This window comes from Paraburkholderia sp. RL17-347-BIC-D (assembly GCF_046027915.1).
GTDB lineage: Bacteria > Pseudomonadota > Gammaproteobacteria > Burkholderiales > Burkholderiaceae > Paraburkholderia.
Genome location: NZ_JARESS010000063.1, coordinates 1 through 16446, shown reverse-complemented (window position 1 = coordinate 16446; position 16446 = coordinate 1). Strand labels below are relative to the sequence as shown.

General features: G+C 58.4%; 15 protein-coding genes and 2 pseudogenes. 5 read left to right on the top strand and 12 right to left on the bottom strand.

Annotated features, from left to right (window positions below):
- The first annotated feature begins 307 nt into the window (after positions 1-307).
- On the top strand, positions 308-1729 hold the full coding sequence (locus P0D96_RS41710; protein ID WP_408181613.1) for an amidase: 1422 nt from the start codon (positions 308-310) through the stop codon (positions 1727-1729).
- Between the two features lie 63 nt (positions 1730-1792).
- On the opposite strand, the gene P0D96_RS41705 is transcribed toward P0D96_RS41710, so the two are convergent.
- The 5 genes and pseudogenes from P0D96_RS41705 to tatA form a co-directional block, all read right to left on the bottom strand.
- A complete protein-coding gene (locus P0D96_RS41705; protein ID WP_408319692.1) occupies positions 1793-2755 on the bottom strand; it encodes an AraC-like ligand-binding domain-containing protein in 963 nt (320 codons plus the stop codon).
- An 846-nt stretch (positions 2756-3601) separates the two neighbouring features.
- Complete coding sequence (locus tag P0D96_RS41700; protein WP_132382040.1) at positions 3602-3874, bottom strand: hypothetical protein; 273 nt, start codon at positions 3872-3874, stop codon at positions 3602-3604.
- A 163-nt stretch (positions 3875-4037) separates the two neighbouring features.
- Positions 4038-4759: pseudogene (locus tag P0D96_RS41695) on the bottom strand (IS6 family transposase).
- A gap of 240 nt (positions 4760-4999) precedes the next feature.
- On the bottom strand, positions 5000-5596 hold the full coding sequence (tatB, locus tag P0D96_RS41690) for a Sec-independent protein translocase protein TatB (protein WP_408287932.1): 597 nt from the start codon (positions 5594-5596) through the stop codon (positions 5000-5002).
- Positions 5597-5641: 45 nt separating this feature from the next.
- Positions 5642-5869: a Sec-independent protein translocase subunit TatA gene (tatA, locus tag P0D96_RS41685; RefSeq protein WP_408181617.1), complete on the bottom strand. Its 228-nt coding sequence runs from the start codon at positions 5867-5869 to the stop codon at positions 5642-5644.
- Positions 5870-6193: 324 nt separating this feature from the next.
- Here tatA and P0D96_RS41680 point away from each other — a divergent pair, with 324 nt between their 5' ends.
- The gene (locus P0D96_RS41680) at positions 6194-7450 is read left to right on the top strand and encodes a cupin domain-containing protein (protein ID WP_408181618.1); all 1257 of its coding nucleotides are present in this window, start codon (positions 6194-6196) and stop codon (positions 7448-7450) included.
- 166 nt (positions 7451-7616) lie between these two features.
- On the top strand, positions 7617-8921 hold the full coding sequence (locus P0D96_RS41675) for an Nramp family divalent metal transporter (RefSeq protein WP_408181620.1): 1305 nt from the start codon (positions 7617-7619) through the stop codon (positions 8919-8921).
- Here P0D96_RS41675 and P0D96_RS41670 read toward each other — a convergent pair.
- The 3 genes from P0D96_RS41670 to P0D96_RS41660 form a co-directional block, all read right to left on the bottom strand.
- The gene (locus P0D96_RS41670) at positions 8808-9989 is read right to left on the bottom strand and encodes a LysR family transcriptional regulator (RefSeq protein ID WP_408181621.1); all 1182 of its coding nucleotides are present in this window, start codon (positions 9987-9989) and stop codon (positions 8808-8810) included. The two genes, P0D96_RS41675 and P0D96_RS41670, sit on opposite strands and share 114 nt — an antisense overlap.
- Before the next feature lie 27 nt (positions 9990-10016).
- Positions 10017-10835 carry a formate/nitrite transporter family protein gene (locus P0D96_RS41665; RefSeq protein WP_408181623.1) on the bottom strand — a complete coding sequence of 273 codons (819 nt, stop codon included), beginning with the start codon at positions 10833-10835 and terminating at the stop codon, positions 10017-10019.
- A gap of 415 nt (positions 10836-11250) precedes the next feature.
- Entirely contained in the window at positions 11251-11406 is a 156-nt protein-coding gene (locus P0D96_RS41660; RefSeq protein ID WP_408319691.1) for a catalase-related domain-containing protein, read from the bottom strand.
- A 69-nt stretch (positions 11407-11475) separates the two neighbouring features.
- Here P0D96_RS41660 and P0D96_RS41655 point away from each other — a divergent pair.
- Positions 11476-11684, top strand: a pseudogene (locus tag P0D96_RS41655) (DJ-1/PfpI family protein); the annotation flags it as partial.
- A gap of 523 nt (positions 11685-12207) precedes the next feature.
- Here the strand turns inward: P0D96_RS41655 and P0D96_RS41650 are convergent.
- Positions 12208-13026, bottom strand: coding sequence for a dienelactone hydrolase family protein (locus P0D96_RS41650; protein WP_408181626.1), 819 nt, complete (start codon positions 13024-13026; stop codon positions 12208-12210).
- Between the two features lie 149 nt (positions 13027-13175).
- On the opposite strand from P0D96_RS41650, the gene P0D96_RS41645 reads away from it, so the two are divergent.
- Positions 13176-14153, top strand: coding sequence for a GlxA family transcriptional regulator (locus P0D96_RS41645; RefSeq protein WP_408287914.1), 978 nt, complete (start codon positions 13176-13178; stop codon positions 14151-14153).
- An 834-nt stretch (positions 14154-14987) separates the two neighbouring features.
- Here P0D96_RS41645 and P0D96_RS41640 read toward each other — a convergent pair.
- From P0D96_RS41640 to P0D96_RS41630, 3 genes are all read right to left on the bottom strand, one after another.
- Positions 14988-15428 (bottom strand): SET domain-containing protein, encoded by a 441-nt coding sequence (locus P0D96_RS41640; protein WP_408181628.1) that lies wholly within the window; start codon positions 15426-15428, stop codon positions 14988-14990.
- A 187-nt stretch (positions 15429-15615) separates the two neighbouring features.
- Positions 15616-15822: a hypothetical protein gene (locus P0D96_RS41635; protein WP_408181629.1), complete on the bottom strand. Its 207-nt coding sequence runs from the start codon at positions 15820-15822 to the stop codon at positions 15616-15618.
- A 201-nt stretch (positions 15823-16023) separates the two neighbouring features.
- Positions 16024-16302, bottom strand: a complete 279-nt coding sequence (locus P0D96_RS41630) for an HU family DNA-binding protein (RefSeq protein ID WP_408181631.1) — start codon at positions 16300-16302, stop codon at positions 16024-16026.
- Positions 16303-16446: the final 144 nt, after the last annotated feature.

Below are 16446 nucleotides of genomic sequence, written 5' to 3'. Positions count from 1 at the left end.
GACTTTGCTGTTCCATCACGATGGCGCGCTCGCACAAGCTATTGGCAATTCGGCAAGGTACGCTCAGGACGTCGTCAACGAAGGAGAAATATGATGCCCAACTCGAGTGTGGAGCAGCTGGTCAGGACCACAGCTGAACACTCAAATCTGCCACTCGAAGACGGTCGCGTAGCAGCAATTAGACAGGTTCTCGAGGTGTGGTTGAAGGACGCAAATGCCTTGTCGGCGAAGTTGAGTGCGCTTGAGTTCGCGCAGGTGTCACCAATCACGGGCTTCCTCCAGACGGTGGTTCATGGTGAGGTGTCGCATGAGCAGTGAACTCGCCAGGTTATCGATTGCAACCGCCGCTAAGCTTGTTCGAAGCGGCGAAGTCAGCCCGACAGACCTGTTGAACGCATCGCTTCAAGAAATCGAGCGACATAACAGCACCTTGCGTGCATTCATTTCCGTCACCGAAGAAACGGCGAAAAAGGCGGCGACCGCTGCCGAACTGTTGTTGTCCGCTGGCTATGACCTCGGACCGCTCCATGGCATCCCGTTGGGAATCAAGGACAACGTAGGCATCCAGGGGCAGAGGACTACCGCCGGCAGCAAGGTGTTAGGAAATTGGTATCCCGACAAAGACGCGACGGTAATAGCGAAGCTTAAACAGGCTGGGTCGGTGTTCGTTGGAAAAACGAACATGCACGAATTCGCTTGGGGTGGCACTTCCGCAAATCCCCACTACGGTCACGTCCGCAATCCTTGGGATACCAGCAAATTTCCCGCCGGGTCGAGCGGTGGTTCAGGCGCTGCCGTGGCCGCAGGCCTGTGCTTTGGCGCACTGGGCACAGACACGGGCGGTTCCATCCGACTACCGTCAGCGATTAACGGGGTGGTCGGCCTGCGACCCACCTACGGAAGAGTCAGCAACTCCGGGATTGTCCCTCTCGCATGGTCCATGGACACCGCGGGGCCAATGACTCGAACCGTCGAGGATTGTGCGTTGATGTTCAACGCGATTGCGGGCCCCGACCCAACCGACCCGGCCACCGCGCCGGTCCCTGTGGATGACTATCTTTCCCGACTGAATTCGGGTGTCAGGGGGCTGCGAATCGGCGTGGTGCCTCGCTACTTCTTCTCTCACCTTCAGGCCGACGTGAAGCGGGCCGTAGAACAGGCGCTGCGGACGTTCGAAGGTCTAGGGGCCCAGCTCGTCGAAGTCGACATCAATCACATCGAAGGCAATATCTCCGCGCAGCTCACCATCGAATCTGCCGAGCCGAGCACCTATCACCAGAAATCGTTACGTGAAAGGCCGGGCGACTACGGCGATGACGTACGGACGTTGTTAGAGGTCGGGGAGATGCTTCTAGCCACGCACTATCTTCAGGCACAGCGCTACAGGTCGGTGCTGCGCGCGGAATTCATCGAGGCATTCAAGGAGGTCGACGTCTTCGTGTGTCCAACGTTGCCTTTTACCGCCACAGCCTTGGGCGCGACAACCGTCGTGATTGAGAACGGGGTGGAAGAGGATATGCTCTCGGCAATCATGCAGTTCACGGGAGTACCGAGCCTGACGGGCCTTCCCTCTCTCAACGTGCCATGTGGATTCGATTCCAGCGGACTGCCGGTCGGCATGCAGATTATTGGTGCGCCCTTCTCAGAGTCGAAACTGTTCTCTGTGGGTCATGCGTTCCAGTCCGCAACTGACTTTCATACGAAGAGCCCCAACCTGGCTTCTTATTGAAAAGAAAACGCCGCGTCATCAACGAGATGCGGCGTTGCTGTACGTGGTGTCCGCACACGCTATTCAGCCTTCGGAACAGTCAACCGGCTCCCTGTTCCGAAGCAATACGCTCTGAGGCGTAACGCCGTAGCTCTTTTTGAACGAGCGGCTGAAGTGGGATACGTCACAAAAGCCAAACGTCATCGCGGCGTCCGTAACATTTTTGACCGAGCCTTCCCGAAGTGCACAGTAGCTCGCCGCGAGCCGCTTTTGCCAGATGGACTTCATGGGAGTCGTAGCCTGTCCCGCGAATGCACGCGCCAATGTTCGCGTTGAAACGTGCATTGACGAAGCAATGTAATTGACGTCGAGGCCTGCGTACTCGATGTTGTCTTCAATGAACGCGAGCGCTTTTCGATACAAGGCGGCTTGCGAGGACGTGACAGGCGCTTCCCCGGAGTGGATGTCGATGATTGCACTTACGAGGTCCAGTATTGCGCCAGCAATCCGCGACCCAGCATGCGTCGACTGGCTGAGTTCCCGCGATTCGCACGCCTCCTTAATCATCGCGCCGAGTACGGCTCTGAATCCCGTGCCAGGTCCTAACGAGGTGGCGACTACGTGCTCGGCGCTCGCGGTGCGACGAAGGAGCAAATCGCGCGGGATTCTGACGATGAAGAAGGACTCTGGCGAAATGGTGTAACTGAATGGGCGCGCTGCATCGTACAGCAGCACGTCACCCGCGTTTTGGACAACCCGTCGGCCGTTTTGCTCCAGGTAGCCGATGCCATTCTCGAGAAAGGAAAGCCAGAGATTGTTTTCAGGACCGGACCGGATATTAGTGAAATCCCGAACCCATTCGTGTTCCGGGCCGGTCATCTTTGCCACATCCAGGGCGCCGAGTGAGCGGCCGATAATCTCAGCGTCGAATTGAGCTCTAAATTGCGAGTCGCTCGTCGCGGGAATGCAGTGACTGCAAACCACGTCCCGCCAGTAGTCGAAACGTTCAGGAGCCGCGACTGAAGATGTTGAGAACAAATATTGCATTGCAGTTCCGATAGCGGCACGTTAGCGATGGTCCTTGCAGCCAGTCTCGGAAAGGTAAGTCGCCCCGGAGCCGGCAAGGCAATGGGCGTGTGTGCCCAGTGTTTGTTGCACTGCGTCATTCTCCTGCGTTTTATGCGGTGGAACTATCAGCATTCGCCGACCATAGAACGCCAAATATCAGCGCGCAAGGATTAGGAGTTTGATTGGGTGTAAGGAGGTTCTCTGGAACCCTGAAAAAGAGTCTCCTTAGCAAGTAGGGGCTCTTCCCGCCGTCACGCCGGTACGAGGTGGGTCCGTTCGTGGACTCCGCCCGTCGGGTGATGGCAGCGCCGCTCTTCTCGCAGACAAACGAGGACGCAATGGCAAGCAGGAATGCTTGAATGGCACGGGATGGAAAGGTTCAGCAACAAGCTTCCCGTCAATGCTCCGGAGTAACATTCTTTCAACTGAGGGAGTCCTTCGAAGGTTACGTTTCTAAAATTTTAGGGAACCCCTCACCGCCCCAGCCGGATACTCGTCCGGCCACGCCCTTGCCAGCCATTTCCACAGCGACCCGTATCGCCAACTGTCACATCCACATCTGTCGCTTCCCGCCCCGGCGCACTCCGCCGTCTCGTCGTCGCTCATCTCCGCGGTCCCCATCCCTCATTGATGCCAAAAGCGATTGCGCGCAAGCGACCCTGGCGAGTGCACGTCGAAGCCGTTGGAACATCTCGTTTATCAGGCCGAGTTCTCGCGTAACGACCTCGACGTCGGTCGCAGCGTCTGATAGCAAAAGTTCTAAGAGCAGTCCGGGTTGTGGTTTCCGGATAGCATGCATTGATGAAATGGTATTTCAACAGCCAGTTAGTCCCCAAACGGGTTGCCGGTGTCTTTCACTTCGGTACTAAGGTTGTATTCCGCACGCACAGCCTTGAGCACGCCCTCGATGTCGCGCTCGAAGCCGACCGCGTTGCCGAAGTGGGTCATGTTCCAGTTGCAGCCTGTCTTGTCAGGCTCCTGCATCTGCGGCCGCGGCACACGAATCTTCACGCCATCCTCGACGATTTCCTGCAGTCGATGGATTCGTCGGTTGACCTCCTGCTGAAGCTGCGAGGCATTGAGCGTCTTGCGTATCATCCAGGTCTCCCTCCGGTTGCTTAAGCCAGTCTAGCGCAAATGAGGCGTTCCGCGACCTGGCGCTGAAAAGCAAAGTGCCTGAGAGAGCAGGCGCCTTGGTTCGTCGGGGGGTTGTGGTGCAAATAGCGCAGGCGAGCGCGAGGCCACCCGGCTGTTCGTCATCTCAGCGAGCTGAAAGGACCGCCGTCCACACTGAGGGCGCAGTGGTATCTTTGAGGTGCAGCTTCATCAGCTTGAATTGGCCTTTGCGAATGCGATGCATCAACTCGATGCCGGAAATGGAGGTTGCTGCCGGAAATGGAGGTTGCCGCAGTCCTGAAGCGTTTAAAGCCGAGCATCACGTTCAGCCGCGCTTTGAGGTTGCGATGATCCTGTTCGATCAGGTTATTCAAGTACTTCGACGATCGCAACGTTGTGCTTTCAGGCCGCAATTTATCGATCGTCATTTCGCGCACTGCGCGATGCGACGCCGCGTAGCCGTCCAGCGTGATTGTCTTGGGAGCGAGCCCTTGACTCCTGATCGCTTTCGCGAAAAAAGGCTCTGGCAGCAGCGACATCGCGCCTGGCGCTGAGCCGGAAGTCAACCGTCTTGCCGGCCCGGTCAACCGCTCGGTAAAGATAAACCCACTTGCCACGGATCTTCACCTAAGTTTCGTCGACTCGCCACGACCGGCCGGCTGCCGTAGCAAAACGGTTCCAGCGCTTGACGAACTCCGGCGTGAACCGCTTGACCCAGCGCATGATCGTCGTGTGCGCCAGAGAAAGGCCACGCTCGGACATCATCTCGCGCAGGCTCAGCTGTTAGCGCAGGTACCAACGAACGCACAAGACGATGACTTCGCGATCGAAGTGCCGACCTTCGAACAGCTTGTCAATGTTCCTCAGCTTACTCATTCTGTTTGCCCTGCGTGCGTCAAAACCCTGAGCCTAACCCATCGGCCTCCGTATTTGCACCAGAGCCCTCCTACCCGCGTTGAGAAAGTACCTGGACTACGAAACGCCAGCCGAGCGATCCAGCAAACTATTGCATCCACCGGTTGAATCCGCCCCTGCGTGCATCTAGTGCCGCGACTTATAGGGAGCCTATATCAGTGCTTGAGAGGCTGCATAACTAGCCAAAGAGCTTCACGCGAGGCGTCCACCATTCCGTCCCAGCGCCTTGCTGGCGGCCATCGAGACAACTCGGGTGCGCTTGACAGCGGCGCCTCGACCGCCTGATGCCGAACCGCGCCACCTCGCCCGCGCTTGCTGGCTAGAAAATGCTGGTGCCATGGACGAAACAGCATCCGGGCGAGGCGCGTGAATTGAGGCTTCGAACTGCCCCGACATCGGCAACTTCGCGGGTCGAACCTTGAATAGTTCCGCCTGCAAATCGTCCGTACCGTCGTGGACGGAGGGCAGGTAGGCGGTTGGCAACACTTCTTTCAAGCTTGCCGCCGTCGCATCGACGCCAGCTTGCAGTTCACCAGCATGTTGGCGCACGGCACGGTCGACAGTACCCTGCACATTGGTCACCGCCAGTTCTATACCTTCCTTCATCTTGCGCAATTCGTCGATCCGGATCTGCTGATCTACTTCCGCCCGCACGCCATTCAGGTAACGTTGCGCGCGCCCCAGTAACGCGCCGGCAGTGCGCGCGACACGGGGAAGTCGTTCCGGACCGAGCACAACCAGTGCGACCGTGCCGATGACGGCCATTTTGGAAATGTCGATGTCAAACATGGCAACTGCTCCTCCAGACTGTTGCGAATTCAATCAATGCACGGGTCATTGTTGCGAGACGGCAGGGGGATCCCGCACGTCGATGTGGGCGGCCACCGGCGCCTCCTTCCCGGGGCCGTCTGCGATAACCGGTTCGATTTCCTGCATGCCTTCCTTGAAACCCTTGATCGCTCCGCCGAGGTCCGAGCCGAGATTGCGGATCTTCTTCGTGCCGAAAACTAGCGCAACGATTGCCAGAACGATCAGCCAGTGCGTAATGCTAAGGCTACCCAAGATCAAACTCCTTTCATATGTAATGGACTTAACAGCAATCAATCCCACGTCTTGCGCTCATCGTAGTGCCATTTGCATGTGGCGTGTATCAGATGCTCTTATGGTTTTTTCAAAGAAATCTTGATTGTTCATTTGCGCCGCACGTTTCTAATATTCGTCGCACGGAGCGGATGGCGATCTTCCGATTCTGCAGGGAGCCCTCCAGATTGAGCGACGACTCACTGCAGCACAAGCCAGACCGGATCGTGCCCACATCTGTGTCGTACAGGAGTTCATCCTGACCACCGTGGATTCTTCAATAGGAATACTTATGAGAGAGCAACCATGACTGACCTGAAACGTCGCAGTGTACTAGCCGGTGCGGCCGCAGGTGCCGTGGCACTCGGTGCAACGGCCGCCGCCAAGGCAGCCGAATTCGGCAACCCGGACCGTCCTTTGCAGGGAGGTATCAACTCGACGCCCGCTGCGATTTCCGAGCCCGGCCCGCAGAATCCACAACTGCGCGATGTTTTGCCGTCGTTCAACAACCCGCCGCCGACGGATGTCGGCGGAATGCCGATTCCATGGGCATCCTTCAATGAGGCGCACAAGCGCATACAGGCGGGTGGCTGGGCACGCGAAGTGACAACGAAGGCGTTTCCGGTGTCGAAGGACATCGCGGGCGTGAACATGCGCCTCGGACCCGGCGGTGTGCGCGAACTGCACTGGCACCAACAGGCCGAGTGGGCGATCATGGTCAGCGGCGAGGTTCGTATCACGACTATCGACACCAAGGGTCGCGCTGAAGTCGCCGATGTACAAACCGGCGACATCTGGTACTTCCCGCCGGGTCTGCCGCATTCGCTGCAAGGCTTGGGCAACAACGGCGGCGAATTCGTGCTGGCTTTCGACAACGGTTCATCGGGCGAATTCAACACGCTGATGGTGTCGGACTGGATGGCGCACACGCCACCGGAAATCCTGGCGCAGAACTTCGGCGTGCCGGCCGAGAAGTTCAAGGAAATCCCGCTCGAGCAGCTGTGGATTTACCAGGGCGCCAAGGCCGGTCCGCTCGCGGCCGACCAGGCCTACGCCGCGGCGCCGAACGGCCGCCCAGACCATCCGTTCATCTTCCGCATGGGCTCCATGGCGCCGACGCTGGCCCAGCCGGGCGGTGAAGTGCGCATCGTCGACAGCAGTATCTTCCCGGTTTCGAAGACCGTGGCGGCCGCGATGGTGACGCTCCGTCCGGGCGGTTTGCGCGAGATGCACTGGCACCCTGATGCGGATGAATGGCAGTACTTCATCCAGGGTACCGGCCGCATGACGGTGTTTAACACGGGCCCGGCCGCTCAGACGGTCGACTTCAATCCGGGCGACGTGGGCTACGTCGAGAAGAACCTGGGGCACTACATCAAGAATACCGGGAATACCGACCTCGTTTTTCTGGAAATCTTCAAGTCGGACCACTTCTCCGAAGTGACTCTGGCACAGTGGCTGGCGAACACGCCGCGCCAGCTGGTGCGTGAGCACCTGCGCGTCGATGACGCCACGCTCGACGTTATCCACAAGCTGAAGGACCGTCGCGACGTGCTCGCGTAAGCGCAAGCAGTTCTGCGGTGACAGTGGCGCGCCGCGTGCACGCAGGGTCGATCTGAAGCGGACTCACGGCGCCCCAATCCGGATTCAATTCTGTTCCCCCGTGATTGCGGGGCAGAAGCAGTCATCTCGTATCGACACCACGTAGCACTTTGAAAAGGCCCCCACCATGTTGATGGCAATTAAACGCACCGCTAACTACGCCCTGTCCGGGAGATCAACGACCGACACCGTCACGGCGATGCGCGATGTCCTCGACAACAGGCGACATGGCATCCGTGCGCTGCTGCCATTCGCCGGCCCTGGGGTGATCGCCTCGGTCGGCTACATGGACCCGGGCAACTTCGCGACCAACATCCAGGCGGGCTCGACCTACGGTTATGAGCTGCTTTGGGTGGTGCTGCTGTCAAGCCTTGTGGCGATGCTGTTTCAGGCGATGTCAGCCAAACTCGGTATTGTGACCGGCCGTAGTCTCGCGGAACTATGTCGCGACGAATTTCCGCGTCCGCTTGTGATCGGGATGTGGATCGGTTCGGAGATTGCCGCGATGGCAACCGATCTGGCAGAGTTCATGGGGGCGGCGATGGGCATCTCGCTGCTGTTTCATGTGGCGATCGGGTGGGGACTGCTGATTACCGGCATCATCACTATCGGCATTCTGTCGCTCGATAGAAAGGGTTTCCGCCCGCTCGAAATCGTCATTGCCGCGCTCATCGCCATCATCGGTCTGAGCTATCTATGCGAGCTCGTGATCGCACCACCAAACTGGCACGCCGCCATCTTTCACACCTTCGTGCCGCATCTGCGGGGCAACGACGCCCTGATGCTCGCGGTTGGTATCGTCGGCGCGACCATCATGCCGCACGCGATTTATCTGCACTCGGGTCTGACGCAGAACCGCGCACCGGCTCGTAACAACTACCAGCGCCGCAAGCTGGTGCGGTTTTCGAACCGTGAAGTGGTGATCGCCCTGGGCTTTGCCGGCTTCGTGAACCTGGCAATGGTGGCCATGTCCGCTTCCGTGTTCAACAAGAAGACACCAGGCATTTCCGACATCACGGTGGCGTATCACACGCTCACACCTGTTCTTGGCGCCGGAGCGGCAGCACTGTTCCTCATTTCACTGCTGGCTTCGGGTATCTCCAGCTCGGTGGTGGGAACGATGGCCGGTCAAAACATCATGCAGGGCTTTGTCGGATTCAAGACGCCGGTGCTGGCACGACGCTTCATTACGATGGTGCCGGCCGTCATTGTCTGCATGACGTGCAATCCAATGACCGCAATGGTGGATAGCCAGATCGTGCTCAGCATCATCCTGCCCGTCCCGCTTATTGCGCTCGTGGTGCTGTCATCGCGGCGCTCAGTGATGGGTCGATTCACTGCGTGCCGGAAGCTGATCGGCACTGCCGTCTTCGCCACTGGCGTGATTCTGGCCCTGAACGTGATGCTCGTCTGGCAGTCGGTCGTCGCGTAACAGCGCGCGAGTGCGAAGCGCGACTTCGTGGCTGGCGCTACTGGCGGCAGTCGTCCTTGTTTCTAGAGCAGCGTGGTCAGGCCGCTGAAGAACGATGCCCGTATGCACACTCTCAATACCCGTGAAATCTTCAAGCCGTGTACCGCCCTCGGTAAGAAGAAACTGCCGGAAGTCGTCCGCCGCCCGCGGTAAGGGGCGGTCCGCGCGATGGACCACACACCATTGGCGTCTAAGCGGAAAACCCTGCACGTCGAGCACTTTGAGCAAACCGGCGCGCACTTCGGACTGAACCGCTTGTGTTGATAGAAAGCTGATGCCCATGCCGGCCATGACCGACTGTTTGATCGCTTCTTCGCAGCCGATTTCCATAAAACGCGGTGCCGATTCGCGTCGGCAGAATGTGTCGTTGGCGGCGTTGCGGGTGTCGGTACCACTCTCCCTTACGATCAGGCATTCGAGCGCGATGCGCGCATATGGGATGTCGGTTTCACAAGCAAGCGGATGTGTCGGTGCCGCCACCAGCACGAAGGGATTGGGTGCAAACGGCTCGGCTATGATGGCAGGGCCATCCGGCGCGTGCACCATCACGGCGAGGTCGATCTGGTCGCTTCGCAGCAAGGTGATGAGTTGATCGCGACTGCGCACTGTCATGTCGAGATCGACGCTGGTGTTGCGTTGCATGAACGAGTTGATCAGATGCGGAAAGAAGTAGCTGCCCGAGGTGATCAATCCGACTCGCAGACGCTGGATGCCGCCTGTCATGAGGTCCGCCAGTGATTGCTCGGCAGTCTTCAGATCTGCAAGAATCACCCGGCAATGACGTAGAATCAGCGTGCCGGCTTCGGTCAGCGAGATCCGCTTACCGGTGTGGCGGAACAGCGGCAAGCCAGTCTGGTCCTCCATCTGCTTGATCTGCATCGACACGGCCGGCTGGGTCAGGTGAAGGTCCTCAGCCGCGCGGGAAAAACTCAAGTTGCGCGCCACACTTTCGAAAGTCTTGAGTTGTCGAATCGTTATATTTCTCATGTAAGACCGCGCGTCTCCTTTCAGGACCGTAAAAACGCCCATTAGAAATCCGGGAGGTTTCAGGCGTTATCAGTTCGTGCGGGCGCGGTTGCCCGCAGCCGGAATGCGTGCATTCGACGCATGGCCAATGCCGCCTTCCTGGAGCCAATAGCCAAGACCCATGAAAATCCCACCGCCGGCGAGATTGCCCAGGGTGACGGAGAGTTCGTTGTGTACGGCACCGGCGAATGTGATGTTGGCCGGGTGCTCGCTGATCAGCGCAAGCGCGAACACGAACATGTTCGCGACGCTGTGCTCGAAGCCGCTTGCAACGAACGCGAATACGGGCCAGAAGATCAACCCGAGCTTGGCCGCGTCACTATCGGTCCGGGCTGCCATCCAGATCGCCAGGCACACGAGCCAGTTGCACAGGAGGCCCTTTGCGAACAGCTGAACCGCCGGGGCGGCCATCTTCGCTTCAACCACCTTGAAGAACACCTCCGAACCGTCAGTCAACAGCACGCCCCCGCCGGCCGCGTGTAGAATCGCCGCGAGCACCACCGCGCCGATCAGATTGCCGATCCAGCACACCGCCCACACTAGTACCATGCCACCGACCCCGGTTTCTCCGCGGAATACCGCAAACGGCATGTACATCGCCGTGCCGGTGAACAGATCGGAACCGGCGAACACAACGATCGTCAGCGCGCAGGCGAATACTGCACCCATGATCAAGTGCGTATAGGCCTGATTGACATGCGAGCCGACCGAAAACATAAGGATGTCGCCAAAGCCAATGTAGGCACCAGCCATCGCCGCGCCAATCAGAAAGGCAAGCGGCGAGCGCACGACAGCCGACGCTTTGTGCGCGCCGATCTTCGCGAATTTATCGATACTATCTGCGTACATCACTACTCCACAAAAATAAGTCGCGTCCGGATCGAGTAGCTATCCGGAAGCTTCACGCTCACCGGGTACCCCATTCTCGGCCGCTCACTCTGGCGGCCCCATGACACTGCGATTACAAGCGTGTTATCTTCACGCTAGCCATGCGGTCACACGAGTACACCGGCGTGTCAGCACCGATGGTCCCGCCCCGAGCCCCGTACGAGCGGGACGCCACGCAGCACTTCAGCGAATCCGGGAGCACGCAAAGCGACAAACTTCTTACAGGCAGCGCCATGCACTGTCGCTTTAAGATGCAATCCAGATCGACTTGGTGGTATGTCCTACAACGTTCCGACGGCGAAGCGCGCAAGCGAAGCTGCGACACCCGCGCCATACTCCGGATCGGCCCTGGTGCAGTTGTCGTTGTGGCGCTGCCTCACTTCATCCCTGCATCGCCCATCGCCCGCGCCGTGTTGTCGAAGAGCGTCTGGCGCTGGGCCGCATTCATCTTGCGGAAGAGATCGCCTGGCTGCTTGTAGTAATCGTCATCGACCCGATGGTCCCAATGAGCCGCCGCGCCGTCAATTTCCAACGGCGGTTCGTTGAGTTGCGGCTGACCCGTCCAGACCGCATTGCTGTTAGGCCAATACGACGGCATGCCGCTGGACAGATCACGTTTCCCTCCGACATTGTGGCGTGGTTACGCTCGACTGCCACTCGCAGCCGACGATACGGCTCCATCTGCACGGGCGCCTTTATACTCGCGTCAACGGTCTGCTTGACGGACGTCATGTGACGATTCATTGGGCCGCCTCCGAGGCTTCGGCCGGAGCGCATCCATCGCTTACGATCGACGAAGACGCGCTGTACGGTGTCAGCCTGTAGGTGCCCCGGTGTGTGCGGTAATGCACACAGAGAACGAGAGAAAAAAACTCCCCGAAATGGGGAGCTTTGATCGGCTCGGGCCGATCCACCAGTGCAAGCGCGAAGTAACGCGAACCGCGGCGAACTATTGAGTGATTTTCACTTGGATCAAACCGACGCGGATACATCGTTCCGCTTCGCGAAGTTGAATCGCAGCAGGTTGCTGATATCGGTATCTGGGTGCACGCTGCGGCAGTTCGGTCGGCACGCGAGGCAGATACGCATACCACCGTAGAGCATTGCCTCCCGTAGATCGCACACTTAGATTAGATTCCCAAAGACGCGCTTTTACGAGATCGGCCTTGTGCAGCACTGCGCCTTCGAAGTTACCCCCGCGCACACATGACGCGCTGGAGATCCCGGGCGACGAAAGTCGAAGCCCGGGATCTTACGATTAGGACTCCATTACTTGAAGCAGACGAGCGTACCGCAGGAGAGCAGTCGCGCAATCTGGCGCACAAAGGTTTCTTCAAGAGAGTCGAGCCCTGAAAAAGTCAAGAATTTCGTCCCGCGCCTTTGTCGTCGGCTGCCCCTCTTGATCTATGAGATGTACAGTGACGACGTTGTGGGGTGTTTGCACTACCTTTTCAAAGAACTCGGGCACGTCTCTGTTGGCAGCGCTGTCGGGCAGCACTCGCCCGATAAATCGATCTCCAAGCGCTTCTTCATATGCAGCGAATCTCTGGGACTTACAAAAGCGATCGCCTTCGAAGCGATACGCCATAACTGTGAGATCTTCTTTTTCAAGTCGTGCCTTGACTACTTTCAGCTCTTCTGGAGCTATCTCCAGTCCGGCGTCGTCGTCAAGTGGCAGCGCGGGTTGCGAGAACACTGGTGCGAGCATCGCCGGTTCGAGCATCATCGACAAAGCAAAGTTTCCCGAAAAGCACATTCCGATTGCGCCGACACCTGGACCACCGCATTCTTCGTGGGCAAGCTTGGCCAAAGCCCTCAACCACTTTGTAACTGGACTAGAACCGCCAGCACCGAATGCACGGAATTCCGCGCTCACGCATAGGCGCTTGAATATCGCCTGTCCGACTTCGAGGTCGATAGGTTCGCCATCCCTGCCGTATAGAGAGGGCATGTAGACCGTGAAGCCTGCATCTCGAACCCACCGGGCAAATCGCGCAACATGTGGGCTGATACCCGGAACTTCAGGGATCACGATCACTGCGGGGCCCTTGCCAGAAATATGGACAAGTTTGGTGATGTCGTCCAGTAGCGTGATTTTTCGCGGCTGGAAGTCCTTTAAAGGATCGTATTCGTTAAGATTTCTCGGTTGCATGGCTGATTCCTCTTGAGTGTGGGAACGACAAGGTAGGCGCACGACCCTCGTCGCATACCTCTCGTTTCCCGCTAGTAAGGGTTGTATTTGACTGCCAGAAACCGCAAACTAGCAGTGTCCGTTCAGACACTTATCAGGCGGTATCAGCCATGTTTGATTTCTCGGTCATAGTTCTGCGCGGAGCGTCCGCGTCAAGCGTCGCGATGACCCTTGATATCCTTTCGACCGCGGCGGCTTGCGCAAAGAAGGTTGGGTGTGCTGTACCGCAGTGGCGGATATATTCCACCCGGAAACTCGTCAGATTGAGCAATGGTGTGAGCGTGGGCGCAACGCCGCTGCCTAAGAAGTTAAGTCACGACGGTTCGGTGTGGATTATTCCCGGTTTGGACTTGCAGACAGTCGCGGAAGTCACGACTCGATTTGATGAACCGGATGCCAAGCGAACGATTAATGCATTGCAAGAGCACGTAAGAGCAGGTGGCGAGGTCGCGGCGTCGTGTTCGGCGGTTTTTTTATTACGTGCGGCAGGCTTACTCGATCACCGGCGGGTGACCACCACATGGTGGTTCGCTGGTCTGCTTCAACAAATGGCGCCAACGTGTACGGTCGACGGTGACAGGTTGCTGGTCGTAGATAAAAATATTGTAACGGGCGGGGCTGCATTTGCGCAGATCGACGTCATGCTTTATCTTTTGCGTACCAGATTTAATCCGACGCTCGCAGAAGCGGTATCCCGAAATCTGCTGATTGATGGTCGCGGGTCTCAGGCGCAATTTATTGTTCCGGCCGCATTGGCAAATGGCAATGAATTGGTTGGAAAGCTAGTATCGCTATATGAGGCGCGACTACGAAATCCCCCAAGCATCGAAAGGCTCGCGACTGAATTGTGCATGTCGAGTCGAACTCTCTCTCGACATGTAAAGGTTGCGACCGGTCGAAGTACTTCAGCGCTGCTTCAACATGTCCGCATTAGTAGAGCACGCATGTTGCTTGAAGCGGGCAATCTTACGATCGAACAGATTGCTGAAGAGATAGGGTACGGAGACACCACTGCACTCCGTCGTCTGATGCGTAAGTTGACCGGGTCGACACCACGTCAATTCCGACCCTCCGTATTGCCAAAATGATCGTCTCAAGAATAATTTTCTCATCAGATCGTCTCGCCCATTTGGGTGACAAATCGAGCGCGGTCTCCGCAACTCGAGCAAAGTTCGGCGACAGACTGCGTCTCGCTCGTGGACTAGGAGGAACATCGCCCACGTCGCGCTCGTGACTTCGTTGTCATGCCTGGTTCGATTGGGCCGACATGAACCTTCTGGTGTCCTTCGGCAGCTTTGCTTCCTGAACTCGGTAGGCACTCGTTGTCCATACAGCAAACCTATGAGAATGGATTGCGAAGCTTCGTTGCGACGTTGACCGCATTACTCCCAGACGCAGATTTGAAAGCGGCGGGTCGTCGGGCAACCGCATCTTTGCTCTCATGGTGGGCACCCTTCAGCTGGCGTGCGCTGTGCCAGACGCTGCCCGCGCGGAGGAAATCACGGAAGGCGGCGTCGAGGCAGCGGTCGTCCTTGCACGCGAGTCACAAGAATGAACTTTGCTTGGCGGCGGCCCGGCCTCCTCAGCTGAGCCAGTGCAATGTATGAGGTCCACGGAGACCTGCAGATTGACGACCGGCCACCGACCGGCGTGAAGCGCCGTTCCAGCATCCGCCCCGTGACACGATCGAATGCCAGAAACTGGCCGACACCAGAAGCTCGAGTCTCATCGGATACGATAGTGAACTCACCATCTTGCGTGGGGACAAGAGTTGCGTAACGGTTGCACGGGCTTAATTTTCCTCGAAAAATCCCTGCGTCGATTGGACGTGGGCATTCGATCAGTCGAGAAGCAACTGCCCTATGTGGTCGTGGTCTTCCAGACAGGCGGTCGCTCACGCCACCGCCCTGCCTAGCTCCCCATCACGCGGCGACAGCCAGCATCGACCGACGGCACCTGGCAGACGCACAAGCACATGCATACTGAGCGCGAGCCTCTTCGTCTTCGGCATCGTCGATTGCCAGCAGATAGTCGATGAAGAGCTCTTCGCCTGCGTCGACTGGCCGGAGCGCGTAGATGAAAATCCGCCCTTGATCCTCGACGGTCTCGCAGTTCGGCGCGCAGGCGTGATTCAGCCACCGCGCACTGTTACCGCCGCGACTGCCGTCGATGACCCGGCCATCCGACAGACCGAACAGGAAGGTGTGTCCCGTGACGCCTTCACGCCGGTGTCGACGTAACGCGTCCCGCCACGCTGTGATTTCGCCCTTATATTCGAGCACGCGCTCGCCCGCTGCGAGCGGACGCATCGCAAATACACCTTTGCCGTGAACCAGCGATCTCCGAACGATGACGCGTCGCATTCTATTGCCCTGACGGTGGTCTTTGCGCAAGTATGAAGCGGCCAATTTCCGCGTCTACTGATGGAAGAAAAATTTGTTGCCGCAACCGCCAGCTCCTGGCGCGCGGCACTCTATCCAGGGGCGTGGGCAGGGTTCGAGTCGCGACAGCGAAGGTTGATCGTCAGATTCCCCGCGATTCAGGCAAGATTCAGAATAGTTGGGCGCCAAGTTCGCGCAGGCTGGCCCACTTCACCGTACTCACGAATGTCCGGCCCGCCGTGTCGAGCGATTCGATCATCGCGCGCTGCCCACGCGCTTCCGCGATGACGCGCACGATGCGGGTCCGGTAGCGTAGCAACGCACCGATAGTCGGGCACGAGGTCTGCCGCCGTGTCCGGGAATGTTTCTTTTCCATGCGAGTATCGATATAGATAGGCAGCAAAAGCGAGGGGCCGAGATACAACGCACTAACCCGCAGCAAATGCGACAGGGCCAGCCGCCCTGAGTCCAGACCGGCAGCCTGAGCACGGTGTTCCGACGCGACTGTCGCCGTACAGGTCGCGGCGATCCGACCAGGAGGCCGTTCGCAGCCGCGTCCGATGGCTTGGCTGTGGTTTCAGGCGCCGTTCACCGCGTCCTTGAACGCCTTGCCCGCGGTGAACTTGACTGTCTTGGCGGCAGCGATCTGGATCTCGGCACCGGTCGCCGGATTGCGTCCGACCCGTGCGGCACGCGCACCGGTCGAAAACGAACCAAAGCCGATCAGTTGCACCGTCTTTCCTTTCGTCAGCTCACCGGTAATGGTCGCGATCACCGCGTCGATCGCCTCACCGGTCGCGGCCTTGCTGTCTCCAGTCTTCGCGGCAACTGCATCCACCAGTTCCTGCTTGTTCATGGTTTTATCCCTGTTCTGGTTGTGAAGATGTCGCCCACCCTACCCGATCGCCGGGGCATTAGGCAATATCTGCCAGTCCCGGCTTCGCATCACCCGACTGGCCGCGCGTCGCCGGCCGCTTATCTGAGTCGTGTCCCGATGCCC